23 protein-coding genes and 1 pseudogene are annotated in these 23086 nt (G+C 45.9%); 13 read left to right on the forward strand and 11 right to left on the reverse strand.

All coding sequences use genetic code 11. The features are described 5' to 3' along the window. Positions 1 to 35 precede the first annotated feature (35 nt). From TOL_RS02015 to TOL_RS02030, 4 genes are all read left to right on the forward strand, one after another. The gene (locus TOL_RS02015; RefSeq protein WP_015485598.1) at positions 36 to 383 is read left to right on the forward strand and encodes a DUF4112 domain-containing protein; all 348 of its coding nucleotides are present in this window, start codon (positions 36 to 38) and stop codon (positions 381 to 383) included. A gap of 170 nt (positions 384 to 553) precedes the next feature. Further along, entirely contained in the window at positions 554 to 1192 is a 639-nt protein-coding gene (locus tag TOL_RS02020) for a hypothetical protein (protein ID WP_015485599.1), read from the forward strand. Between the two features lies 1 nt (position 1193). Next, positions 1194 to 1553, forward strand: a complete 360-nt coding sequence (locus TOL_RS02025) for a hypothetical protein (RefSeq protein WP_041588367.1) — start codon at positions 1194 to 1196, stop codon at positions 1551 to 1553. Positions 1554 to 1750: 197 nt separating this feature from the next. Continuing rightward, the gene (locus TOL_RS02030) at positions 1751 to 2470 is read left to right on the forward strand and encodes a transposase (protein WP_015485602.1); all 720 of its coding nucleotides are present in this window, start codon (positions 1751 to 1753) and stop codon (positions 2468 to 2470) included. Positions 2471 to 2487: 17 nt separating this feature from the next. Here TOL_RS02030 and TOL_RS02035 read toward each other — a convergent pair whose 3' ends face one another. Further along, positions 2488 to 2787, reverse strand: a complete 300-nt coding sequence (locus TOL_RS02035) for a type II toxin-antitoxin system RelE/ParE family toxin (RefSeq protein WP_015485603.1) — start codon at positions 2785 to 2787, stop codon at positions 2488 to 2490. 5 nt (positions 2788 to 2792) lie between these two features. Next, on the reverse strand, positions 2793 to 3050 hold the full coding sequence (locus TOL_RS02040; protein ID WP_015485604.1) for a type II toxin-antitoxin system ParD family antitoxin: 258 nt from the start codon (positions 3048 to 3050) through the stop codon (positions 2793 to 2795). A 317-nt stretch (positions 3051 to 3367) separates the two neighbouring features. Here TOL_RS02040 and TOL_RS02045 point away from each other — a divergent pair, with 317 nt between their 5' ends. Together TOL_RS02045 and TOL_RS02050 are read left to right on the forward strand one after the other, a co-directional pair. Beyond that, complete coding sequence (locus TOL_RS02045) at positions 3368 to 3727, forward strand: hypothetical protein (protein WP_015485605.1); 360 nt, start codon at positions 3368 to 3370, stop codon at positions 3725 to 3727. A 115-nt stretch (positions 3728 to 3842) separates the two neighbouring features. Next, positions 3843 to 4100: pseudogene (locus tag TOL_RS02050) on the forward strand (IS3 family transposase); the annotation flags it as partial. 104 nt (positions 4101 to 4204) lie between these two features. Here the strand turns inward: TOL_RS02050 and tnpC are convergent. The 7 genes from tnpC to TOL_RS02090 form a co-directional block, all read right to left on the reverse strand. Beyond that, complete coding sequence (tnpC, locus tag TOL_RS02055; protein WP_015485606.1) at positions 4205 to 5836, reverse strand: IS66 family transposase; 1632 nt, start codon at positions 5834 to 5836, stop codon at positions 4205 to 4207. A 23-nt stretch (positions 5837 to 5859) separates the two neighbouring features. After that, complete coding sequence (tnpB, locus tag TOL_RS02060) at positions 5860 to 6216, reverse strand: IS66 family insertion sequence element accessory protein TnpB (RefSeq protein WP_015485607.1); 357 nt, start codon at positions 6214 to 6216, stop codon at positions 5860 to 5862. Beyond that, positions 6203 to 6502 (reverse strand): IS66 family insertion sequence element accessory protein TnpA, encoded by a 300-nt coding sequence (gene tnpA, locus TOL_RS18070; RefSeq protein ID WP_015485608.1) that lies wholly within the window; start codon positions 6500 to 6502, stop codon positions 6203 to 6205. The genes tnpB and tnpA overlap by 14 nt, the downstream gene beginning before the upstream one ends. Before the next feature lie 160 nt (positions 6503 to 6662). Continuing rightward, the gene (locus tag TOL_RS02070) at positions 6663 to 7022 is read right to left on the reverse strand and encodes a hypothetical protein (RefSeq protein ID WP_015485609.1); all 360 of its coding nucleotides are present in this window, start codon (positions 7020 to 7022) and stop codon (positions 6663 to 6665) included. 1 nt (position 7023) lies between these two features. Then, complete coding sequence (locus TOL_RS19120; RefSeq protein ID WP_015485610.1) at positions 7024 to 8592, reverse strand: TNT domain-containing protein; 1569 nt, start codon at positions 8590 to 8592, stop codon at positions 7024 to 7026. Between the two features lie 683 nt (positions 8593 to 9275). Next, positions 9276 to 11978, reverse strand: coding sequence for a DEAD/DEAH box helicase (locus TOL_RS02085; protein ID WP_015485611.1), 2703 nt, complete (start codon positions 11976 to 11978; stop codon positions 9276 to 9278). Between the two features lie 33 nt (positions 11979 to 12011). Continuing rightward, the gene (locus TOL_RS02090) at positions 12012 to 13532 is read right to left on the reverse strand and encodes a site-specific DNA-methyltransferase (RefSeq protein ID WP_015485612.1); all 1521 of its coding nucleotides are present in this window, start codon (positions 13530 to 13532) and stop codon (positions 12012 to 12014) included. Positions 13533 to 13741: 209 nt separating this feature from the next. Between TOL_RS02090 and TOL_RS02095 the strand changes: the two genes are divergently transcribed. Then, the gene (locus TOL_RS02095) at positions 13742 to 14881 is read left to right on the forward strand and encodes an ImmA/IrrE family metallo-endopeptidase (RefSeq protein ID WP_041588369.1); all 1140 of its coding nucleotides are present in this window, start codon (positions 13742 to 13744) and stop codon (positions 14879 to 14881) included. Continuing rightward, positions 14878 to 15372, forward strand: a complete 495-nt coding sequence (locus tag TOL_RS02100) for a DUF4411 family protein (RefSeq protein WP_015485614.1) — start codon at positions 14878 to 14880, stop codon at positions 15370 to 15372. The genes TOL_RS02095 and TOL_RS02100 overlap by 4 nt, the downstream gene beginning before the upstream one ends. Positions 15373 to 15380: 8 nt before the next feature. Here TOL_RS02100 and TOL_RS02105 read toward each other — a convergent pair whose 3' ends face one another. Both TOL_RS02105 and TOL_RS18075 read right to left on the reverse strand, forming a co-directional pair. After that, positions 15381 to 15956 carry a hypothetical protein gene (locus tag TOL_RS02105; protein WP_015485615.1) on the reverse strand — a complete coding sequence of 192 codons (576 nt, stop codon included), beginning with the start codon at positions 15954 to 15956 and terminating at the stop codon, positions 15381 to 15383. A gap of 2 nt (positions 15957 to 15958) precedes the next feature. Further along, the gene (locus TOL_RS18075) at positions 15959 to 16615 is read right to left on the reverse strand and encodes a TetR/AcrR family transcriptional regulator (RefSeq protein ID WP_015485616.1); all 657 of its coding nucleotides are present in this window, start codon (positions 16613 to 16615) and stop codon (positions 15959 to 15961) included. Between the two features lie 97 nt (positions 16616 to 16712). Between TOL_RS18075 and TOL_RS02115 the strand changes: the two genes are divergently transcribed. The 5 genes from TOL_RS02115 to recX all read left to right on the forward strand — a co-directional run bounded on the left by TOL_RS02115 (position 16713) and on the right by recX (position 23002). Continuing rightward, complete coding sequence (locus TOL_RS02115) at positions 16713 to 17813, forward strand: efflux RND transporter periplasmic adaptor subunit (protein WP_015485617.1); 1101 nt, start codon at positions 16713 to 16715, stop codon at positions 17811 to 17813. Then, positions 17810 to 20827: an efflux RND transporter permease subunit gene (locus tag TOL_RS02120; protein WP_015485618.1), complete on the forward strand. Its 3018-nt coding sequence runs from the start codon at positions 17810 to 17812 to the stop codon at positions 20825 to 20827. Before TOL_RS02115 ends, TOL_RS02120 begins: the two co-directional genes overlap by 4 nt. 61 nt (positions 20828 to 20888) lie before the next feature. Beyond that, positions 20889 to 21374, forward strand: coding sequence for a CinA family protein (locus TOL_RS02125; RefSeq protein ID WP_015485619.1), 486 nt, complete (start codon positions 20889 to 20891; stop codon positions 21372 to 21374). A gap of 124 nt (positions 21375 to 21498) precedes the next feature. Then, positions 21499 to 22536: a recombinase RecA gene (recA, locus tag TOL_RS02130; RefSeq protein ID WP_015485620.1), complete on the forward strand. Its 1038-nt coding sequence runs from the start codon at positions 21499 to 21501 to the stop codon at positions 22534 to 22536. Further along, positions 22517 to 23002 (forward strand): recombination regulator RecX, encoded by a 486-nt coding sequence (gene recX / locus TOL_RS02135; RefSeq protein WP_015485621.1) that lies wholly within the window; start codon positions 22517 to 22519, stop codon positions 23000 to 23002. The genes recA and recX overlap by 20 nt, the downstream gene beginning before the upstream one ends. Positions 23003 to 23086 lie beyond the last annotated feature (84 nt).

The following is a 23086-nucleotide window of genomic DNA, read 5'->3' on the forward strand; positions in this document are numbered from 1 at the left end:
TCTCAGAAGGCTCAAGTATACAGGAGGGATTTTGAATGTCAGAGACTAAATCGAACGCAGAATGCCTAAAGCGCATTGAAGCCTTTGCGCATCTAATGGATGCCCAATTCCGTATTCCTTTTACCAATATCTCCATTGGTATCGACGGACTGATCGGCTTAATACCAGGTGTTGGCGACGGCATTGCATTCTTACTGGCACTCTACCCAGTGATAGAGGCGCGACGCATGGGGGCTGGTTTTGGCTTGATCGCTAAAATGATGTTGAACATCGCCATTGATACCGTCATCGGCTCGGTGCCGATACTGGGTGACATTTTTGACATTGGCTTTAAAGCGAATATACGTAATGCAAAATTGCTGCGGAAGTTCTTAGGGCTTTAGCACTAATCGCAGATGCCTAGAATGACCCCCTAGCGCTAGCCGCTTTTTTTGATCGCTATTTCAGTGATGAAAATACGCAGAAACTAAACTCTATTATCGGATCAGCCAGCACAGCAGCGGTTGCTCGCTTAGATAACTTTGAGAAAGCCATCGTTAATTACCAGAAATCATTGAATGGACTACGTACTTTAATCGCGTCGAATAATCACGGGCGAGGGCAATCCGCGGCAGTCCAGCAAGCCAAAGTACGCGTTCGTGAAGCTTATGCAGAGTTAAAAGCTCGTTATGGCATCGAATTACAAAAATTTTCACCAGAAGCGGTACGCGCTAAAAATCGCGGCACCGCATTCAGCAATGCCGAGCGCGGCATTACACTCGCAACGCGTAATCCCAACTCCCCGAAAACTGATGTGCGACTAAACGTCGAAGGTCAACTTCAAGCCAGCCAACTAGCGCGTATGGGTAAGCTAGTGAATGGCCTTGGTAACACAGCCATTGTGGTCGATGCAGGCCTGCGTGTAGTTAAAGTTATGGATATTGAAGCCGAAGGTGGCGACTGGATGCGGGAAGGGGCTAAGCAGATGACGGGGTTTGGTTTTGGAGCTGCGGCAGGGATGTTTTTTGGTAAGATAACATTTGCAGGGGGAACTGCTATTGCGCTGCAAGCCGGTCTTACTCTGGCCGGTCCCGTTGGATGGTTAGTATTGGGGGCTATTTTTGCTACAAGTTTTACGGTTGGCTATGTAGTAGGTTCTAAAGCGGATGATCTTGGCCAGATAGCTTCAGATCGTTTACTGGAAATATTCTAGCGTGAATGTATTCGATATTTTATTAATATCTTGGGTTTTCTCATTTTTGGTTATTGCCGTTAGTTGGGTGATATTCAGCCGGTTTTCGATACCTGCAATAGATAAACGCATGGCCGAGGCTGGCGCACCAAAATCTTGCCCCATAGATATTATGGGTTTGAGAGTGTTTACGATAGCTAATGCTATTTCATTGCCTGTAGGGAATCCGCTTAATCATAGGCATGATCCCTTTATTGACGTCGATACAGTGCGGAAGTATGTAACCCCAACTGAAAAGAGGCTGGGGCTCATTCTTTCGCTTTCAATATATACATTTTTAACGTTGACGATTGTCGCCTCATTCTATATCCCGGATAAATAGTTTCTTCGATCTGCGCTATGAAGAATTCTGAAGAATTCAAGTAAATTGGAATTAAAAATTCAAGGGGTCAAATTCAAGGGGTCAAAATTCAAGGGGTCAGAGTCGTTGATTTCTTGGAAGATAAAAGCTCTCAATATTTGCGTACTCTTTGTAGATTTTATTAATATGCTGACATCACTTGTTTCAAGGAAGAAACGATGGCTCGAAGACCGCGACTATATTTGCCAGGTTGCCCGCTACATATTATTCAGCGCGGAAATAATCGCGATGCCTGTTTTCGTGATAACTCGGACTACAAGGCATATCTGCATTTCATGCGTGAAGCTGCTACACAATATGGTGTAGCAATTCATGCCTTTGTTCTCATGACTAATCATGTTCATATTTTGGCAACTCCTTCAACAGAAGAGTCTGTGAGCCGTATGATGCAATCCATTGGCCGACGCTATGTTCAGCATTTTAATTATGCATATTCACGCACGGGAACGTTATGGGAAGGGCGCTACAAGTCGACGCTTGTCGATACAGATAATTATCTATTGACTGTGTATCGCTATATTGAGTTGAACCCTGTGCGGGCAGGAATGGTAGGGCACCCGGCGGATTATCCTTGGTCGAGTTACTCCTACAATGCGGCGAGTGTGGAGATTCAAATGCTGACGCCACACGAGAGTTATCTCGCCCTTGGCAAAACATCAGCGTTGCGAGAAAGTGCGTATCGAGATCTATTTCAATCTCACATTCCCGACATGGATATAAACGCTATTCGTTTCGCAACCAATAAATCTTGGGTGCTAGGTAGTGAGAAGTTTATTGAGCAATTTGAACGCCGAGTGGGAGTTGCCGGTAAAACAGCAGGGCATGGTGGTGATCGGAAATCGAAAGCGTATAAGAAATCAACGACTCTGACCCATTGAATCTCTTGAATCTGAATCTATGTCAGGTGTCGCCGTGGGTCTTGGCGGCCATGAAGTACGCGGATAATTTCTACTGTATTGGTAGTGACTCTGTAAAACAGAGTATGGCTTTCAATAGGAATGCTTCTGACATCAAGCAAGAGTTCGGTTCGCTCAGCGCCCATCAACGGTTGTTCGGTAAGAGACCAAAAGTGCTCTTTGAGAGTTTCTAGATAACTGTCGGATTGGGCTGCTCCCCATTGCCTAAGTCCGTACTGATAAATGTCCTTAAGATCAGTCTTGGCGGCAGGCGCAATAACAAGTTGGCGTGCTGGCATTTGGTTCAGGCCTTGATGTCGTCAAACAATGAGTCTAGTGCGGCTTTTGATTCAATGGTGATGCCTGCTCCGCGATCCAGTTCATCCGTGCCTGTTTTCAGTTGCTCGCGCAGGTGAGCCAGTTTTACTTCGTGAATCCAGTCTTCGTGTGTATCCATAAAGCGTAGTGCTTCACGAATCACCTCGCTGGCGTTGTTGTATAAGCCGCTTTCAACTTTGGCTTTAACGCGAGACTCCAGTTCGGCAGTCAGGGATACATGCATAATGATCTCCAAAGGCAGATGTTTATGCAGTTTATGCTAGGTCGCCATACAAAGATTGTCAATCTTTGTATATTCGTGACTGGTGGGGGCAGACGGTTTTACACACCATTTTAATCCGTAAAACAGCAGGGTATGGTGGTGATCGGAAGTCGAAGGCGTATAAGAAATCAACGACTCTGACCCCTTGAATCTCTGACCCCTTGAATCTCTTGGTGGAATATTCGCGGGAAGCTTGGCCGTCGGGTATTTTGTTGGCTCTAAGGTCGATAGCCTGAGCCAAGATGGCGCAGAATGGATCATGAGGAGTGTGGATTAAAATGACGATTGAGGCGGTAGTTTTCACAAGCTTTTTCTCGCTATTTCTTGTATCTGCGGTTCTCTGGTTTGTCTTCTCTTACGGCGTTATACCAAAAATCGATAAAAGGATGGAGGACGCGGGGGAGAGTAGGGCTTGTTCTACTGATATCATGGGATTAAGAGTTTTGATGATTGCGACTGCAATCGGCGTACCTATGGGTAATCCGTTGAACCATGATGGGAACCCTCTTATCGATGCCCGGAGTATCAGACCTTACGCGCTTAAAGCGGAAAAGCTGATAGGTACGGCGTTGGTTGTCTCTTTCTACTCTGCAATGTTAATTGGATTGATCGGCTCGTTCTTTATTCCTGAGTCCTGATCCAAGGTCAGAGCTTTGCCTCGATAATAATCGAGACAGTCATTTTAAGGAGCATGGTGGTGATCGGAAGTCGAAGGCGTATAAGAAATCAACGACTCTGACCCCTTGAATCGTGTTAAAAGCCAATAACTTAACCGTCAGCATGAGCCGTAGAGGGAACTGTCATGATAATGCCTGTGCGGAAAGCTTCTTTGCCTTGCTAAAGCGAGAACGTATTCGCCGTAAAATTTATCGCACAAGAGAAGAAGGAAAAGCGGATATATTTAATTATATCGAGCTGTTTTATAATTCCACACGTCGCCATGGTAATAATAATGACTTGTCGCCAAGGGACTATGAAAAGAATTATTTTTTGAAGCAAATGGGTGTCTAGGAAACTAGGGGCGATTCAAGTGTATGTTAGGAAATTTTTATCACCTGCTTATCTCTATGCTTGTGCGATTGCAATGTAAGCGCTCAAACAACCCCACCTACCAATTAAATAACCGCCAGCTCTATATTTTCCGGCAGCAGTTTTTCAATATCTTCCACCGTTTCACAGTGCGGCAATCGCGTCAGTACCGTACGTAAATACGCGTAGGGTTCGAGTCCATTCGCTTTGGCGGTTTCTATTATGCTGTACAGCATGGCGCTGGCCTTTGCACCACGTTGACTATCGCTAAACAGCCAATTTTTGCGTCCAATCGCAAACGGCCGGATGGCATTTTCGACTGGGTTGTTGTCTATATTCAGTCGGCCATCGCTGATGTATACCGTGAGTTTGTCCCAGTTTTTATCGAGGTACGCTAAGGCTTCCCCCGTTTTTCCTTTTGGCAGGGTTTGTTGCAACGCTTTATCCAGCCAAGCTCTGAGTTTGTTGAGTTGAGGTTGGCTTTTTTCTTGTCGAGTTTGATATTTTTGTTCGGCTGCTTGGTCTTTGATGCTGGCTTCGATGGCGTACAGCCCTTTGATCATGGTGATCGCCATGTCGGCTTTGCTGACTTTGCCTTTTAGGCTTGGGCTGACTTTTTGCGCCTCGATAAATTTACGACGAGCGTGGGCCATGCAGGCAAGTGCTACGATGCCTTGTTGCTGCCCAATTCGGTGATAACCCGCGTAATCATCAGTTTGCAGGTAGCCTTGATAGTCGCCTAATAGTGAGGCGGCAACGTCGGTACGTCGACGACTCGCGTAATCAAATAAGATGATGGGATGTTCTCGATCACCGGTTTTTCGGACCCACATGTAGCTGAGACTTTCGGCCGTTTTATCCGGTTCTTTTAACACCTGCACCCGAGTTTCATCCATGTGGATGTAGTCGCTATCCAGAAGTTGATCATTCAGCAGGTTATAGAGCGGTTGCAGACATTCACTGCTTTTGATCATCCAGTTGGCTAAGGTGTTACGCGGTAAATGAATGCCCATTCGTTTGAAAATGGTTTCCATCCGGTAGAGAGGTAAACCGTCTTGATATTTGGCAACCGCAATGTGGGCGAGTAAGCCTGGGCTGGCATTGCTCTTAGGAAGCGGTTGTTTCGGAAGTTCAGCAATGTGCACGCCGTTTTCGCAGGCCTTACACGCGTATTTTTTGCGGGCATGAACGAGCACCTGAACCACAGCAGGAATAATATCCAGTTGTTCGCTGGTGTCTTCACCGATGCAGGTTTTTACACAGCCACATTCACAACGTTTATCGACTTCAGCAAGATCGTGTTCGATACGTACTCGCGGTAATACCGCAGGCAGAGGTTTACGGCCGGAGGCTTTTTTAGGCGCAGACGATACAGCATCAGAGGCTGATTCTGCGGTGCTCACTTCTGCATCAATGGACTCTGCGATTTCAGGAGCAGAGGCATCATTCTCATGTTCGACTTCATCAAACAATTCGGCTTGCTGATCACTCTTCTCGCTGCTTTTACCAAACTGACGCTGTTTAAACAGAATGATCTGTTCTTCCAAAAACTGGATACGTGATTGTTTTTTATTTAACAGTACTTGATGGTGATGAATTAATTGTTCTTTTTTTTCCAACTGATTCTGTTGCGATTGCAATAACTGACTCTGCGCTAAAAGCTGTTGTTTTAGCGCAACAATATCGTCAGGTAAGTGATCAGCCGGTGGTGTTTTCATGGGGTTGGATTATACCAAATCCGTTAATTTATAGCAGAGTAAAATAGCGTTTCATGCGGTTTATTATTAAAAATATCCAGTCCATCCAATAATAAATTCAGTTGATAACCGTCGATGCAAAGGGATGCAGTGTCGGTCGGCTTTAGCCATTTAAAACGTTGCTTTTCCAACCGTTTGTACCACAGCACAAAGCCATTGCGCTCCCAGTACAGTAGCTTAACTTTATCGCGGTTACGATTACAAAAGACGAACAGCGCATTGATCATGGGGTTGAGTTCTAACTCCTGCTCAATCAGAGCGGACAAGCCATTAATAGACTTGCGCATATCCACCGCGCCTGCGTATAAATACACCTGAACCGATGCGCTAGGCCGAAGCATACAAAAGCCCTCGATCATTGAGAGCCACCAATAGATCGGGTAAGGCCTCGACTGACAGTTCAATCAACACCTGCGAGCCCAATCGTAGTCGTGCCGGAGCCGAAGACGTCAGCGTGATAGGGATCAGAGCCTTGGTTTTCGTCGACTCTGTCTTGGGCGACAAACGTTTACGCCAATACTGAAAATTATGAACGGCTATGTTGTGCTGCTGACAAAAGGCGACTTGGGATAGACCACTCTCGTGCCAGAGATTAAGGTGTTGTTGCCATTGTTCCGATTTGGTCATGAGCTGTCTCGTTAAATAATTTGAAGACAGTTTAGAGGGATTTCGGCGTGGGTTTTAGGTGGGGTTGTTTGAGCGCTTACTTTATGAAGGTATAGTTCCACTATTGCTCGGTTTTGAATTGCCTAACACCTTGAATTTCTAAAAATTCAGACTCCATGCCTTAAACTTTATAAAACCCTTCGTATTGACAGATAAATCTTCCTGATTGAAATTCACCGAAAGAGAATATTAATACTACATCCATCTCTTCTGCATAATTGAAGTATAGTTTCAACCCTTTTTTGCTCCCGTGATATATTTCCATTCCATCAAAATTAGTAATCTTGAGGGATAGATCGCTAGATACTTTGCTGGGGGTGATCGAGTGGCAATATGTATTTATTTGTTCTAGCGGTTTAATTTCTTTAAGAGGAATGTTAAATAATCGACCATCTATATTTAAACTCAATATTTGATTAGATGTTTGATCTGGGCCGCCATCATAAACTTTTTCAGAAGCTTTATTTATATTTTTCAGCATGCTAAATACCTTTTAAATAGCCTTTAGATATTAAATCGTCAACGGACAATGGTAACTCATATTGTAATCCTTTTCCTGTTTGACCAAACCAAGGAATCGCCTCGCCTGCTTGAACTTCGGGAATTGGTTTTAGCACTTCGTATTGCTTATAGGGTTTAGTTAAAGTGTCTATTGGTAGTGCTCGATTTTCAAATGGTTCTCCGGCCTTAGCTGTAAATGTACCAAAATCTTTGAATTCACCCGTACCGTTATCTATAAAACCACCGTATCGATCAATTTTTTGGCCTGGTTTTAATGTCGTTGTGTGCGAGGATATAGCCCCTCGGTTAGGTGGCCAGCCGCCATTGAGATTATGTGTTTTGAATAGCTCCTCAAGCTCACTCCATTTCTCAGCTTTAAATAGTTCATATGATTGTTCTGCTAACTGCGGGTTATTATCAAAGTCATCAACGGAATTTTTAAAGTCGTCAAAAGAGACCACAGTTTTAGCAACTGGAGAGTGTATTCCCGTCTCAGCCCCATGCGCATTGGTCTTCTTCGCTTGAACTTCATCTATATCAAAGTCTGAAAACTTCGCGCTATTCCCTTTAGCCTTGCGTTTTTTGCCCTCGAGTTTTAGCTTGCGCGTGGCTTTGGCGAAGTCGCTGAGTAAATCCCCAACCTTTTGGAATTTCTTAATTAGGTGCGCTTTGCTGCCAATGGCGGCCACAGCTCCAACACCACCTGTAACCGCGGCCATTATAATGGTGAGTATTAATTCAAAGGCGGCGGTGCCCGCGACATTGGTAATTTCAATGGCGTGTTGAGCTTCGGCGTAGTCTTTTACAAATTGATAGAGCATGTCACGCAGGCTTGGGTCTTCGATCACCAAGTTGGCCATCGCCATGGCTTCGTCAATTTGTTGTTCGGTGATTTGTGTAGGGTCGAAGCCTAGCGCTTCTACTAGTTCGCGCTTTTCGCCTTTTACGTAGGTTTCGGAGTAGGTTTTAGAAAAGTCGTCCGATTCCCATGCTGCTTGCAGGGCGCGGGCGGCATGCTGCATTTTTACAAAGGGGTTTACGACGTCGCTCACTTCTTTTAGCCATACCACCATGCCCCAAGCGGATGAGCCAACGCCTTGCATAAACGCACCGGTGTAAATGACGCCTTTCATCACGGTGGTTTCTTTATCCATCTGCTTTTGATACATGGCTGCTTCGGCGCGTTCGCCAGCGACTATGGCCATTAATGCATTGCGGATTTTTACTCGTAGTTCGTTGCGTGGATCTGGTTCGTCGTCGTTGATGGCGAGCGCAGTGCTGATTTTTTCAATCGTGAGATACGAATTGCTTAGTGCTGTGCAAAGCGCATCTTGCGGTCTACAGGGTAAATTGGGGATCTTGATGAGCACATTGAAATAGAAGTGATTGTGCGCTTGTTGAAGCCCATTGGCAGGCATGGCGCTGAGTAAGTTGTCAGCCAGTAGCGAGCTGCCAGCGCCCAGATTTTCGGGATGCCAAAATTTAGGGCCAGCGCCTTGGCGAATGCGGTAACGGTTGCCGTGTTTATCTTCTAATTCGAAATCGGCCATATCCCTATATTATTCCCATCTAGTCCATTATTGCGGCGGGTATTGAGCTGCATACGTAGCAAAATAACCAGGGGTGATATTAAGCGGTTAGGGTGTTGGCTTCAATACCGAGACACTAATCCCAATAGAAGAATACATCGGCCCCGACGGTCTCTCTTGCGTCGCGCGCGAACTCGCCAACGTATTTGAAACCTTCTATCACGACATATTCGGTAATATTCGTACCTCCTACAATTAATCTGGGGTACCTGTAGAATGGCCGGGTGGGGCGGCGTCTCCCACATATAACGCGCTGTTATGTAAGGTAAATATAAACCCAACATAACGTCCGATAACAGAAGCCTTTTCCTGCCTCCGGCCAAGCTCAGATAATAGAACAAGAATGTTCGAGTTGCACTTATTGAGCCTTTGCCAATAAATTTTCGACAAATAAAAACGGCACCGTTAGTTACAAACTAAACAGCACCGTTTTTAACGGCCAATCGATCCCTGACACTATTCAGGGGATGAGCCGAGCGGTAGGTAGGAGTCCAGAGGCGCTAAATTCAGCCGATGCTGCTGATCGTAACCTTTCCGGCCTGCTCCTCGGCGAGCCGTCGCTGAGGTACCACTGCAAAGAGCTTACTCCGGTATTTCAATTTTTCAAGTGTCTCATTTTTGCTAGTTACTTATAACGTCAGTTTCTATGCGCTGATAGCTTCTAAAATCTGAGTTCTTGTATCTCTTCCATTAGGATCGGTCTTTTTATCGACAGCCATCAAAAATATCGCTGTATTTGCGCTGTTTTTGGCCCATAGTTCGCCGACTAGATTCTTTTCTTTTGAATCGTCGTTCGTTGCATAGGCATCCCCTTTGTATTCCACAACAAACATACGGCCATCCGTCAGTTCAACAATAAAGTCGGGATAAAATTTTCCATGAGCTAACGGTAGCCAAAATGAACCGTGGTCGCGGCGTACCAAGTTTCTGATCCAATGTTTTACTTGCGGCAGGCTGTCAATCGCACGAGCGCACTCAAATTCCTCTCCGGTGGCTTTCAGGTCTTCTATACGATTGTTGCCGTAATAGTGCTTTTGAAACTTGTAGCTACCACTGTAAAACGGAGATTTGGCTGGGTAGTGGGAAGGGCTGAATTCATACATGAATTCGCTACTTAAATCGAGTTGGGCTTCCGTTGAAAATAGCGCTTGTTGATAACCTTCTTTCTGGGCCGTCTTTCTATATCGCTCAATCAAGTCACGGATAGCCCTCGCCAGTGGAAACTTGTTTCTCACTAAAGCGGTGAGAGTCAGCTCTGGTTGGCTTAAAAGGTCGCTCACCACAAGATTGATGAATTTAATCAAAATACCTTGTGGTACATCCGCTTGACGAAGCTCTCTATCCAGCCAGCGCACAAGGTCGTTTTCCGTTACATCTAACAATGATTGATTTAAATCGTACCGCCCCGTCGGCTCCGCTGTACCGTAGACTACTTTTTCACCTTCAACGTCGATCTCCCAGAGATTGCTAGTCTCTACCGATTTAAAGCTAGGTAGCTTGGCTGGGTAATTCAGCAAGTTCCATTCGTTCACATCGAGCAGAGTTTCAGGTTCTACTAGCTCTAACTCACCCTGAATGACAGCGCACAACAGCGGTAAAGACCCAAAGACTTCGCCCCTTTCCGCTGGAGAGCGGGATATTTCAATACGCTTGTTGTGAATGCGGAAATCTTGTTCGATTGACTTCTTATCTGCTGTTTTTTCGGCACTTTTCACAATAACTTTTTGAAGGTTGTCAGATACTTCGCCGCGTATTTTTACAACAACGATGCCTTCTGCAGTGGTCGTTGCGGTAAGTTGCGCTCGTTCACTGTCACTGAGCTTATCAAGTTCAGGCATGGAAGCGACTTCAACAACGACCTCCATAGACTTAGGCATAGGAGGTTGATGTGTTCTGTCACCAAATAAATCATCTTGATGGGTGTCTTGCTCGTATTGGCGAACATAGGCTGCTATGTCTAGTTCTTCAAAGCCCATCGTAATCAGCTTGTCTTTTAGTTCGGTGGCGGCTTTTGCGAAGCTGGAGGTCGCAAGGTGAGCATAAGCGCGGTTTAAGTCTTCAATTACGCGGCGACGAGCATAGGGCATGCGCAATACACGGCCTAAAAGCTGTTCGGCATCTTTACTGGAGCTAACTTGTTTTACCGAGCAAAACACATAAGCAAAAGGACAATCCCAGCCTTCTTTCAGTGCTTCAATAGTAATGATGTATTCGATAGGGCAGTCCGTTGCGAACAGATTGATATTGTCCAGTTCGCGTTGATTGCCCGTCACCACCGCTATTTTTTCCGGCTCTATTTTTAACTCGTCGAGCAGGTAATTTTTGAGTACATCGACGGTCACCGTGCCATTTTTGGCTTCTGCCTGTAGTAAGGCGATAGGACGTATATAGTCGGTATCCTTTTGCGCTTCAATGGCAAGTCTATTGCGGTTTGCTACGGCGTCCCCGACGGCTTGTTTCCAGCCTTGAGGCTCTTCTGCCAGCATTATCGGCAGTTTAATCATTTCTTCTGCTTTTAATTCAGCAGCAGACACATTGAATAAAATATTGCTGCCATTGTCCAAGCTGTCATTTGGTGTCGCGGTGAATTCGACAATGGCGGCGGGATGAAGACGACGCAAGGTATCAAAAGTAAGCTTGGTACGGGCGTTATGAGCCTCGTCAATAATCACTAAAGGATTGTGCAGCGCTAATAGGTTAGCAAAAGAATATTTAACTTTTCCAAGTTCACGAGAGGTTAAGCCATTTTCTTTAAGGTCACTTTCACTGACGGTTTCTAACTGATTAAAGCGCGGATGGCTTTGATCTATTTTAGCGAAGTGCGGTTCAAAATTTTCATGATAGGCATAGACCTTGCGACCGCTAGTATCGTTCACGGTTAGGTTTTGGCGTGTAGAAACAATAACAATGGTTTTAGTGCCAATATCTTGCGGACGTATGTTAAATACTTCTTCAACGTCCAGTACCAATACCTGATGATTAAACGCTTGATCTAATTTAGCACGGTACGGATGCCCATTCTGCTTAAGTGCTTCAACGGTTTGTAGGCGAATGGTTGTGCTGGGCACTAACCAAAGTACAACCGGAAACTCTACTTCTAGGTATTCACGGCCCGCCGTCACAATCGAATGAGAGGCCAGTACTGTTTTACCGCCACCTGTCGGTATACGAATACAGACATAAGGCACAGTGCCAAATTGAAAGTCACGATAAGGAATCGGCGGTAACGCTTGGGCCTTTAATGAGTCGCTGTAGGCTTGTTCCACATTACCGCTTTGTTTGGCTTGGCTTAAAAATGCAGCCAGCGTATCCATGGCTCGTTGTTGATAACCTTTAAGTGCAAACATAGTTTCCATGTCCTATTAAATCTTTAACCGCGATTACAGTGCTTTGACATCGTAAGGGATTTGTTTAAATGTGATGTTTTCCTGCTTTAAACGAGCACTGCCTAAACGGGAGGTTTCACCGTAAATTACTTTCGGACCATCAAATTTGGGCAATAATTCTAACGTTTTAGCGGTTAATACATTGCCACCATGAGGGCGCTTGTCGCCCAATATGCCATTATAAAGCAGGTAATAAGCGGTACTGTTATGAATACCTATTAAAGGTGAGCGTTTTTTCTTGCCCAGCGGTAGGCGTGTTTCTATGTACCAAACATGCGCGGCCAGTGTTGGAAACTTAATCTCACTATTCAAGAGGCCAAATTCATCGAAAACCGTTGGGCCGAGTTTGCAGAAACGGAAACCGCCTCCGCCTTGCCAGTTGACTGCTTTTGATATGCCGCCTTGTTCACCATCTACAACTTTTTTGAGTCGATTTTGGCATAATTTCTCTGCGTGCCCCCCCATTTCTATACCTATGAACTTTCTGTTCATTTTAAGAGCTACTGCGGCACTGGTTCCAGATCCTAAAAAAGAGTCCAATACTAAGTCGTCTTCGTTACTAGCAATTTGGAAAATTCGTTCTATAAGTCGTTCTGGCTTTGGAGTGTCAAAAGCATCTTTCTTTCCAAATAACGTATGTATTTCTTTCTTTGATTCGTCTGTATGTCCAACTTCATCGCTGGGCCACCAAGTCCAAGGTGCAACACCGTCTACTTCACTTAAATATCTTATAGTATTAGGTTGGGAATCACCTTTTTTACCGAAATATATCCGCCCCTCCTCCAGTAGCTTTTCATATGTCTTTTTCGCAACACCCCAGCAACGACCTTCTGGTGGGTAGTGGATATTTCCGCTTGGAGTAGTAACAGGGTAAAATTGTTCCGAAGTCGCATGACCTGCTTGAGCGGTCATTGGTATTGTCCTCCAGCGACCTTTAGGGTCGTTATTAGGATTTTTATACACCCTAGCTTGCCGTTCTGTTAAGGGGACTTTATTTCTTTGCTGTTTGAATGAATTAGGCTCTTTTGCGTAAACAAATAAGTATTCATGAACATCACCAATGGCTTCTCGATTTTCTCTCGAATACCTTTTTTGCCATACATTTGACGCAATAAATTTATTACGGCCAAATAATTCATCACAAATGATTTTTAAGTAGTGCGACTCTGAATCGTCACATGAAATCCATATTGATCCATCATCACCAAGTAGTGCCCATAATAATTCCAATCTCGGGTATATAAGAGACAACCACTGGCTGTGCTCTAAATTATCATCGTAATGTTCAAACGCACTTTTGGTGTTGTACGGGGGGTCAATATAAATACACTTTACTTTGCCCGCATAAAACGGCAATAAGGCTTTAAGGGCTTCGAGGTTGTCGCCTTGTATCAGCAGGTTCTCACTGTCTTTCTCGCCATAGGATAGGTCAGGAACTTCTTCTAGTAGTCGGTAGGCGCTTTTCGCGGCAGCTTTGGTGGCTGAATCTTTATTAAGCCAGTGTAGAAGCGGCATGATATCCCCATATGCGTACTTGAATCTTATGATTGACTATTTGTTAGCCACTAGGCTGTTGGATGCAAGCCTTTAGGCCCATAAGATACAGGGGCATCCAAAATGATTCTACTGGGGATGATTGCTGTTTTATCATGTAGCTCACATATCGTTCTGCTTGGGAAGAACTCTGTGGTCAGTCTATAATCTGTCTCAATATCGGAGGATGTATGACACTGGCACTAATTAATCCCATTATGCTGAGCTGGGCGCGTGAGCGCGCGGGCTTTGCCGTGCCTGACTTTGCCCGTAAAATGGGTAAAACCTCTGATACATTGCTGGCTTGGGAGGCTGGCAGTCGGCCTTTGACGTTTAACCAAGCGATGCAGTTTGCTGATAAGGCTTATGTGCCATTCGGTTATTTATTTCTAACACAGCCACCTGCCGATGAATTTCCTATCCCTGATTTACGCACGGTCGATAGTGGTGGTGTACGTCAACCGAGCGCTGAATTACTTGATTTAGTAAAGCAAATGCAAGAGCGGCAGGAGTGGTATAAGGAGTATCTTGCCGAGCAAGGTGAGTCTGGTAGTCAAGTAGTAGGACGAAAGACCACCCAAGATAGCGTTGCCAATATCGTAGGGTACATGCGTCAGCAGTTGGGTGTTTCTGCACATCCGCAAAGAAACGATTGGGAAGACTATTATCGTGATTTGGTAAAGCGCATAGAAGAACTGGGTATTATGGTCATGCGGTTGCCTTATCTTGGTAGTTATCATCGTCGCTTTCGAGTTGAGGAATTTCGAGGATTTGCTATGGCTGATGCGATAGCACCGCTTTTATTTGTTAATCATGCCGATGCACCGGGCGCTCGTCTGTTTACTTTGATCCATGAGTTTTGCCATATCTTGCTTGGGCAATCTGGCGTGTCTGATGGCGATGCTAATACTCAAAACAAGATTGAAGTGCTCTGTAACGCTGTAGCAGCTGAGTTCTTAGTGCCGGAAGTGGAGTTTCGTCAGAAATGGGACACCTCTTTTGAGGACTGGCGCGATAACCTTCGCCCGTTAGAGGCGCATTTTCATGTGAGTACTTGGGCATTGGCGCGGCGTGCTTTGACATTAGGCTTTATCAGTCAAGTCGATTATTCAAATTATATTCTGGCGCAGAGAAAAGCTCATGACGACCGCGAACGAACTGGTGGTAGCGGTGGTTATTATAAAAATCAGAAGTCTTGGCTGAGTGATCGATTTAGTCGGGCTGTGACGTCCCAGGCGTTGAATGGTCAGATGATGCTGCGTGACGCAGGGCATCTTTTGAATATGAGCGCTGCTAATGTCGTTAAATTTGCCAAGGAGGTCGGCATTTGAAGTATTTACTAGATGCAAATACTTATATCGAAGCGAAAAATCGCTATTACGGAATGGACTTTTGCCCTGCTTATTGGGATTGGTTAGATGCAGAATTTGAAACTGGCAATATTGCGAGTATTGATGCGGTTCGTCTGGAATTGGAGAAAGGCAATAAGGAAGACGAACTGAGAATTTGGTGTAAATCGCATCGTGCACATTTTATTGCTAATAATGATGCTGCTACTCAGACGATACTTGCCGATATTGTAAATTACCTGATGACGCATGAATATAATGTTGGTAATCGAGACGGTTTTATCCAAGGGGCTGATCCCTGGCTGATTGCGAAAGCGAAGGCCTCTGGCGCAACTGTGGTATCTCATGAAGCCCAAAGAGTCCCTCAGACTAAAAAAGTGAAAGTACCCAATATCTGTGCTGAATTCGGTGTACCTTGCATTACTACCTTTGAATTACTGCGAATTTTAAATGCACGATTTGTAAGTGCTTGATACCACATTTATGTATTAGCCCGCCGCCACACCATCATTGCAATCAACCCCGTTAAAGCCGCTGCAACTGCCGCCGGGAATAGTGCTGTCGTAACGGAGTAATGTTCTAAAGCCGTTAACACCAGTAAATTGCGCAGTAAAAATAACACCATAAAGGTCAATGATTCAGAGTAAGGGTGGTGCCATGTTTTACGAATGGTTGGACCAAAGCCGAGTAAATCGACGGTGGTTAATACCATCACAGCCCATATTGGATTGTTGGTGAAAAACCATATGGGAAGGGCTGCAAGCGCTGCGCTGAAAAACGCCCAATCACTGGGGGTTATGCTGATATCTCCGCGTTTATTATAAGCGAGGATGGCAATAAATAGGGTGATACTACCGGAAAAACCGATGGCCCAAGCACCTGCGCCACCATTATCCGCCAGTTGAGCAAAAAATACGGAGCAGGTGGTAATTCCCCATATCGCCCAAGAGAAAATATGCGGTTTTACAGTACCGTTAAGCACGGAGCGAATATAGGGGGCGAAGGCAATAAAGGTAAGCAGCATGGCGATACCGCTAAGAATTTCTTTGATCGCCATGATCAGTTTTTATGCGGTGCCATGGCCCGCGAAATCAGCGCTTTGCATTGAATTAGCCACGTTTTGCGGTCCATGCCTTCTGAATCAAATAACGAACTGCCGCCGGCATCTTGCAGCATGATTAAGCCGTGTAATGAACCGCGCATATACATGGCGGTTTTCATTGGATCAGTAATAACATTGGTGTCGACGGATTTGTCTTCAATGCCGCGCTGCACACAACTGGCCATGAGCGCCATGATGCGCTTTTCTGCGGCTATATAAGCCTGTTGTGACGGGGTCATTTCTTTCACCGTATCGTGTTTTACGTTACCTAGGCCACTGGCTAGCGTGATAATTCGAAAGTAGTCGCGCTCGTTATAATAAAAATCAAGATAAGCCTCACCAATAGCCGCCATAGCGCTAAAGCCGCTAGTGCATTTTTCGGTGTATTGCGACATGCGTTGATGCAGGGAATCGGCGGCACGGGCGCATAAACCTAGGTGTATATCTTCTTTGTCGCGGAAGTACACATACAGTAAGGCGCGACTCAATCCGGCGCTTTGCGCGATCGAGTTCATAGAGGTTTTGTCGAAGCGTTGTTGGATGAATGCTTCTTCGGCGGCATCCAATATGGCTTCGCGGCGTTCTAATTTTTCGTCTGAGTTCCGTGATCGCACGCTGGTGAGGCCTTGTTTTTAACTCTGCATATATTGACACTCTAACGTTAATTGACATATTGTCAATTACTGACAGTTTGTTAATATCGGTGCGACTATGAAACAGTTTCTATTGATTTGGATGGTATTGAGTGCAGGGCTAACGGCTTGCTCTGAAACGAGTGAGCCCTCTGTACCTGCGGTTGGTCGTGCCTCGGAGGTAGCGCCTCAGGCGAAATTCTTGCCGGTAAGAGTGGTTGAGCTTGTTCACGAGCCTGTGCTGGAATCGCGCGTATTTGCAGGTACAACCCGAGCCGTGAATCGCGCCATCATGCGTTCGCAAATTGCAGGTCGAGTAGCGAGTTTGCCGGTTACTTTGGGCAAAAAAGTTCAGTCGGGGGATGTATTACTTGAGCTCTATAACCCCGAGGCGAACCCTGCAGCTCAGTCGGCTGAGCGCCAATGGCGTCGGTTGGAGTCGCAGCAAACTCAGCGCCAACGCGATTTTGATCGCATTAGTTTGCTGTACGACAAGGGCACCGCAAGTTTGCAGGAATTTGAGCAAGTGCGTACTGATTTAGATGCGCTTACCGATGCAACCTTGTCGGCAAAAAAACAATTTAATCGCGCTCAGCAATTGAATATGGAGCGTTGGATTACTGCGCCGTTTGCTGGGGTGGTAACCACGATTGATACCGATATTGGTGAAGTGGTATCACCCGGTCAAGCCTTGTTGGGTATTGCCGATCCAGCGCAAACCGAAGTTGAAATGGTTATTAACGATGACATTGCAACGAACGTAAAAGTCGGTGACAGCGTGAGTGTGATGTTACCGTTTGAGCAAAACAGCAAGCGCCAAGGGGTTGTTACTGAAATTAGCCCATTTCGTGAACGTGGAGCTTTGCCTAGTATCGTTCTGGCATTTCCCGGCCAAGAAGTTCGCCCAGGAATTGCAGTGCATGCGCGTTTTGAAATCAACAGAGGCGATGGCTTTAAAGTCCCTATGAGTGCCTTGGTGCGCAACGGTGAAGGCGCTGTTATCTATCGTGTTAATTCCACTCACAAAGTAGAAGCAGTACCTGTAAATATGGGATTAATGCAAGCTGATGGCATTGTAATTAGTGCTGCGGAGGAATTGAGTTTAAACGCTGGCGAAGAAATCGTTGTTGCGGGTAGCCATCGTTTATTTGATGGAGCCAATGTAGAGGTCTTGCCATGAATTTGTTTGGCTATATTCATCGTTATAAGCGTTTGATTTTGGCGCTAACTGCCATGTTTATGTTGCTAGGTATTGCTTCATGGCTAACCATGGCGCGGCAAGAAGATCCGAGTTTTCCTTACCGCACCGGCACTATTCGAGTGGTTTTTCCCGGTGTTTCTGCTGAGCAAATTGAAAAATTAATTACCGAGCCGCTGGACGAACAGTTGGCTGAGGTAGAAGAGCTGCGTCGGGTTAAATCAACCTCGCGCGATAATGTCGCTATTTTTGTGGTGGAGTTGCTCGACCGCATTTACGACACCGATGCGGCATGGGATCGAGTCAGGCGAGCCATGGAGAAAGCTGAACAGGATTTTCCTAAAGGTGTTGTTGAGTATGTATTAGAAGATCGCCGTATGGATATTCCGGCGGCAGTGATCAGCATAGTGGGCACTGCGGATATACTGGAATTAGCGCATCAAGCGGAAATATTAAAACGGCAATTATTAGCGGTTAATGGTGTTTCGCGAATCGAGATCGAAGGTGACCCTGAGAAAGAATTACGTATCGATCTCGATAGCGCGATTTTGAGCCAATTGAGTATTAACCGTGATCAAGTTGTTGCGGCTATTCAGGTGCATAATCAAATTATTCCGGGTGGCGTTGTTCGTATTGGTGATCACGCTTTACGAGTCGATACAGGATCGGATTTACAACAAAAATCCGATGTTGAGAGTATTCCAATTCGCTTGGCTACTGGTCAGTACATTCCGTTAAGTGCCATTGCACATATCGCCTTCGTAGCGCGCGAGCCGTCCGCTGCGCAGACCTACCACAACGGCATGCGCAGTGTATCACTTGGAATTTATGCCAAGCGCGGACAAGTGGATGCGATTGTTTTTGGCGAACAAATTCGTCAACGTATTGATGCGGTTCGCGCGGATTATCAACCACTCGACATTGTTGAAACATTTTTCCAGCCTGATTACGTTGCTGATCGACTCGAAGGGCTGCAGTTTAATCTGTTGGGCAGTATTTTAATTATTGCTATTACGGTGATTGCGGCGTTGGGATGGCGCAATGGATTGCTCGTCGCTGGTGTTCTACCGGTTGTGGCCATCATTGTACTGGCTCTCTACAACTTGGGTGGTGGTGTTCTTCATCAAATTGCCGTCATCGGCATTGTGATTTCTTTAGGGATTCTCGTCGACAATGCCATTGTGGTGGTCGAGTCTATTGTGCAAGAACTTCAAGCGGGGCGCAGTCGGCTCGAAGCCGTAGAAAGTGCGTTTGAGCAAATGGCTTTTCCACTATTTACGTCCACAGGTACAACCGTCGCGGCCTTTATTCCTTTGCTATTAAGTAAGGGTGGTACCGGAGATTTTACCCGGGGCATTCCGGTAATGATTATTCTATCGCTGCTCGTTAGTTACGTAATTTCGGTGTTGGTATTGCCTCTGGTCGCGGAGCGATTGGTTGGTATTCCGAAACACGATAACCAGCGTTGGATTAAAAAAATATCGGATAAATTAATTTATATTAGTCGTTACAAAGCTAAGTTAGCGCTCTTGCTGGTTGTTGGTGTTATGGCACTGACTATCATGGCTTTTCCACTATTGAAGTTACAATTTTTTCCGCAGGCGGATCGAAATCAAGTTGTGATTGATATGACACTGCCGGGAGATAGCAGCCTTGAGCGCATGGCCGAGGTGAGTGCAGACGTCGAGCAAAAATTATTGGCTCGTGACGATGTGGTTGGTGTGATGCGCTCGGTGGGAATGTCGGGATTTCGCTTCTATTACAATTTATTAGCGACCATTGATTCAACCAATTCTGCGCGATTAATGGTCAACACTCGCGATATGGCGGCAAATCAAGCGGTAATTGATTGGATTACCCATGACATCCAAACGGCGCTGCCAGAAGCAACCATTATTGCTAAGCGTTTGGGTCAAGGGCCGCCGACTCCAGCGCCGGTCGAGCTGCGTTTACAAAGCGATGATCCATCAAGTCTTTATCAGGCTGCGGATCAGGTGCTGGCAATTTTAAATGCATTACCCGAAACAACAATGATTCGTTCCGATAAAGACAGCGGTCTTGCCGAGCTTAGTGTCAATATAGATAAAACCATTGCCCAAGAATTGGGAGTGCGTCGCGATCAGGTTGCTGCTAGCTTATTTGGCCAAACTCGTGGTTTAGATGCAGGCGAATTTCTTTATAGTGATGATCCGATCACCATGCGGGTGCGTTCTGCCGCGGGCGATCTTACAACGACAGCGGAATTGTCTGGCCAGTATATCTATAACGCCGCAGGCCAATCCGTTCCGCTGGATGCCGTTGCTACTCTTAAGTCACAGTGGACCTCGGCCGTTATTCGCCACTACAAAGGCATTCCTACGGTTACGATTCACAGTGAGTTAATGCCCGGCGCAGCCTATAACACTGTGCTTAAAAAGGTATTCGCTGCCTTAGATGAAAATCCGTTGCCAGGTGCGGTTACTTTGCAACTTGGTGGAGATGCTGAAGGCTCGGCTGATGCTAATCGTGCAATTTTAAAATCGGTACCGATTGGCGTTATGTTGCTACTGCTATTTATGTTGGTGCAATTTAATAGCTTTCGTCGGCTAACGATTATTCTGGCAACCATCCCCTTGGCCGCAGTCGGAATTATACCGGGATTGGTTCTAAGTGATCAGCCTTTTGGATTTCAATCCTTACTTGGCGTGATTGCCTTGATTGGGATCGTTGTGAATAACGCCATTGTTTTATTAGATGTTGTCGATGCGCGTTTACGTGAAGGTGCCGATATTGATAGCGCTGTCGCGCAGTCTATTGATGCGCGTACGGCTCCTATTTTGTTAACAACGGCTACCACGGTATTGGGCTTGTTACCGTTAGCATTTTCGGCGTCGACATTATGGCCGCCGATGGCTTGGGCTATTATTTCCGGGTTGTTGATGTCGACCTTGCTAACCCTGATCGTAATCCCTGTCTTATGTCGGATGATGCTTAAAACCAACCCTGTTGCGATGTGATACCTCTTCACTTTTTGGTAACCTCAATGCTTAGTATGTTCACTGGCATTGAAGGTTAACCATGAATTCTTCTGTTGAGACACAAGTCGTTCGGCTTGCTCAATGTCTACAGTCTAAAAATTTACGAGTGGCTACTGCTGAGTCCTGTACAGGCGGTGGAGTAGCCTCTGCTATGACGGATCTAGCTGGCAGTTCGGCATGGTTTGAATGTGGGTTTGTGACCTATTCCAACGAAGCTAAAATGCAACACCTTAGTGTCTCCGCAGAAATTCTTACTACGTATGGCGCGGTAAGCGAAGCAACCGTAATTGCTATGGTAAAAGGTGCCGTTGCTAATAGTCGTGCCGATGTCGCCGTTGCGGTTAGCGGTGTTGCTGGGCCGGGAGGTGGCTCTGCGGATAAGCCCGTGGGCACTGTTTGGTTTGCATGGGGCAGTGCAACTGAGCAACAAGCATCTTGCATGCACTTTGCCGGCGATAGAGCATCGGTACGAGAGCAAAGTGTGCTTGTTGCTATCTCTAATCTCAACTCATGGCTGGATGAATAACCAGTAGTTGTTGACATTAAAAAAAGCTGTGGTTAAATACTGTTTAAATTTACAGTGACGGCTACCGTTAGCCTCTACTTTGAAATCACGCAGATACTACTCAGACACTAGAAAGGACAGGATCATGGACGCTAACAAGCAAAAAGCACTCGACGCCGCGCTCAGCCAAATCGAACGTCAGTTTGGTAAGGGTGCTGTCATGAAAATGGGTGAGCAGCCACGCGAAGCGATTCCTGCGATCTCCACCGGTTCACTAGGATTAGACATTGCCTTAGGCATAGGCGGTTTGCCAGTAGGTCGTATTGTTGAGATCTACGGTCCTGAAAGCTCGGGTAAAACCACAATGTGTTTGTCGGTAATGGCGCAAGCACAGAAAATGGGGAAAACCGTTGCCATTATTGATGCTGAGCACGCGTTAGATCCACTGTATGCCGAGAAGCTAGGGATCGATCTTGATAGTCTATTGGTTTCTCAGCCAGATACTGGTGAGCAAGCCTTAGAAATTTGCGATAGTTTAGTCCGTTCAGGCGCCGTGGATGTGATTGTGGTCGACTCGGTTGCTGCGTTGACGCCTCGTGCGGAAATTGAAGGCGAGATGGGTGACACACACGTAGGTTTGCAGGCGCGCTTGATGTCGCAAGCATTGCGTAAAATCACCGGTAATATCAAAAACGCGAATTGTTTAGTGATCTTCATTAACCAAATTCGTATGAAAATTGGTGTGATGTTTGGTAGCCCTGAAACCACTACAGGTGGTAACGCGCTGAAGTTTTACTCATCGGTACGTTTGGATATTCGTCGTATCGGTTCAGTGAAGCAAGGCGACGAAGTGGTTGGTAACGAAACTCGCGTTAAAGTGGTTAAAAACAAGGTTGCGCCACCGTTTAAACAAGCCGAATTCCAAATCATGTACGGTTCTGGCATTTACCACATGGGCGAGGTAATCGACCTAGGTGTTAAAGCTGGTTTAGTCGATAAGTCTGGCGCTTGGTACAGCTATAAAGGCGATAAAATTGGTCAAGGCAAAGCCAATGCTGCCGTATATTTAGGTGAGCATCCAGAGCTTGCCGTAGAAATTGAAGCGGGCATTCGTGCGCAAATGTTGACCCCTGCTATCGCCGCTGAAACATCTAGCGAAGTGGATGAAGAAGCAGAAGCTTGATCCGTTAGACCGCGCCGCGTTAATGCGCGTTGCGGTCGATTTACTTTCCCGCCGTGAATACTCGCGCCAAGAACTTTGGCGCAAGCTCTCTCCTCGAGCGGCTGATACAGCCGATGTCGAAAGTGTACTTATTGATTTGTCGGAACGGCATTGGCAGTCAGATGAACGCTTCTCTGAATCTTTTCTTCGCAGTCGAGTTGCTCGCGGCCATGGCCCTGTGCGTGTTCGCCAAGCCCTGAGAGAGAAAGGCATTAAGGATGAGCTGGTAAAGCAATCCTTAGATGCGTGCGATCAAGATTGGTATCAGTTGGCATCGGATGTCGCAGCAAAGAAGCTCGCTAGTCTGAAGGGTGAACCTCAAGATATAAGAGCGAAGCTCTATCGCTTTCTTGCTTACCGTGGCTTCTCTTCCGATCAAATTCAGACAGTTATTGAACGAGTGTCAATCGAAGACACTTGTGACTGATGATTTTATCTTGTTTTTCCTGACTATACGGGCAATGTCGCCTTAGTCTATTGACACATGTGTCCATGCTAACCATGATCGAAT

It is taken from the genome of Thalassolituus oleivorans MIL-1 (assembly GCF_000355675.1).
GTDB lineage: Bacteria > Pseudomonadota > Gammaproteobacteria > Pseudomonadales > Oceanobacteraceae > Thalassolituus > Thalassolituus oleivorans.

Bases quoted from the DNA above. Each gene is read 5' to 3' on its own strand.
- TOL_RS02015 (WP_015485598.1), top strand. From the start codon at position 36: ATGTCAGAGACTAAATCGAACGCAGAATGCCTAAAGCGCATTGAAGCC.
- TOL_RS02030 (WP_015485602.1), top strand. From the start codon at position 1,751: ATGGCTCGAAGACCGCGACTATATTTGCCAGGTTGCCCGCTACATATT.
- TOL_RS02035 (WP_015485603.1), bottom strand. From the start codon at position 2,787: ATGCCAGCACGCCAACTTGTTATTGCGCCTGCCGCCAAGACTGATCTT.
- TOL_RS02040 (WP_015485604.1), bottom strand. From the start codon at position 3,050: ATGCATGTATCCCTGACTGCCGAACTGGAGTCTCGCGTTAAAGCCAAA.
- TOL_RS02045 (WP_015485605.1), top strand. From the start codon at position 3,368: ATGACGATTGAGGCGGTAGTTTTCACAAGCTTTTTCTCGCTATTTCTT.
- tnpC (WP_015485606.1), bottom strand. From the start codon at position 5,836: ATGAAAACACCACCGGCTGATCACTTACCTGACGATATTGTTGCGCTA.
- tnpB (WP_015485607.1), bottom strand. From the start codon at position 6,216: ATGCTTCGGCCTAGCGCATCGGTTCAGGTGTATTTATACGCAGGCGCG.
- tnpA (WP_015485608.1), bottom strand. From the start codon at position 6,502: ATGACCAAATCGGAACAATGGCAACAACACCTTAATCTCTGGCACGAG.
- TOL_RS02070 (WP_015485609.1), bottom strand. From the start codon at position 7,022: ATGCTGAAAAATATAAATAAAGCTTCTGAAAAAGTTTATGATGGCGGC.
- TOL_RS19120 (WP_015485610.1), bottom strand. From the start codon at position 8,592: ATGGCCGATTTCGAATTAGAAGATAAACACGGCAACCGTTACCGCATT.
- TOL_RS02085 (WP_015485611.1), bottom strand. From the start codon at position 11,978: ATGTTTGCACTTAAAGGTTATCAACAACGAGCCATGGATACGCTGGCT.
- TOL_RS02090 (WP_015485612.1), bottom strand. From the start codon at position 13,532: ATGCCGCTTCTACACTGGCTTAATAAAGATTCAGCCACCAAAGCTGCC.
- TOL_RS02095 (WP_041588369.1), top strand. From the start codon at position 13,742: ATGACACTGGCACTAATTAATCCCATTATGCTGAGCTGGGCGCGTGAG.
- TOL_RS02105 (WP_015485615.1), bottom strand. From the start codon at position 15,956: ATGGCGATCAAAGAAATTCTTAGCGGTATCGCCATGCTGCTTACCTTT.
- TOL_RS02115 (WP_015485617.1), top strand. From the start codon at position 16,713: ATGAAACAGTTTCTATTGATTTGGATGGTATTGAGTGCAGGGCTAACG.
- TOL_RS02120 (WP_015485618.1), top strand. From the start codon at position 17,810: ATGAATTTGTTTGGCTATATTCATCGTTATAAGCGTTTGATTTTGGCG.
- TOL_RS02125 (WP_015485619.1), top strand. From the start codon at position 20,889: ATGAATTCTTCTGTTGAGACACAAGTCGTTCGGCTTGCTCAATGTCTA.
- recA (WP_015485620.1), top strand. From the start codon at position 21,499: ATGGACGCTAACAAGCAAAAAGCACTCGACGCCGCGCTCAGCCAAATC.
- recX (WP_015485621.1), top strand. From the start codon at position 22,517: ATGAAGAAGCAGAAGCTTGATCCGTTAGACCGCGCCGCGTTAATGCGC.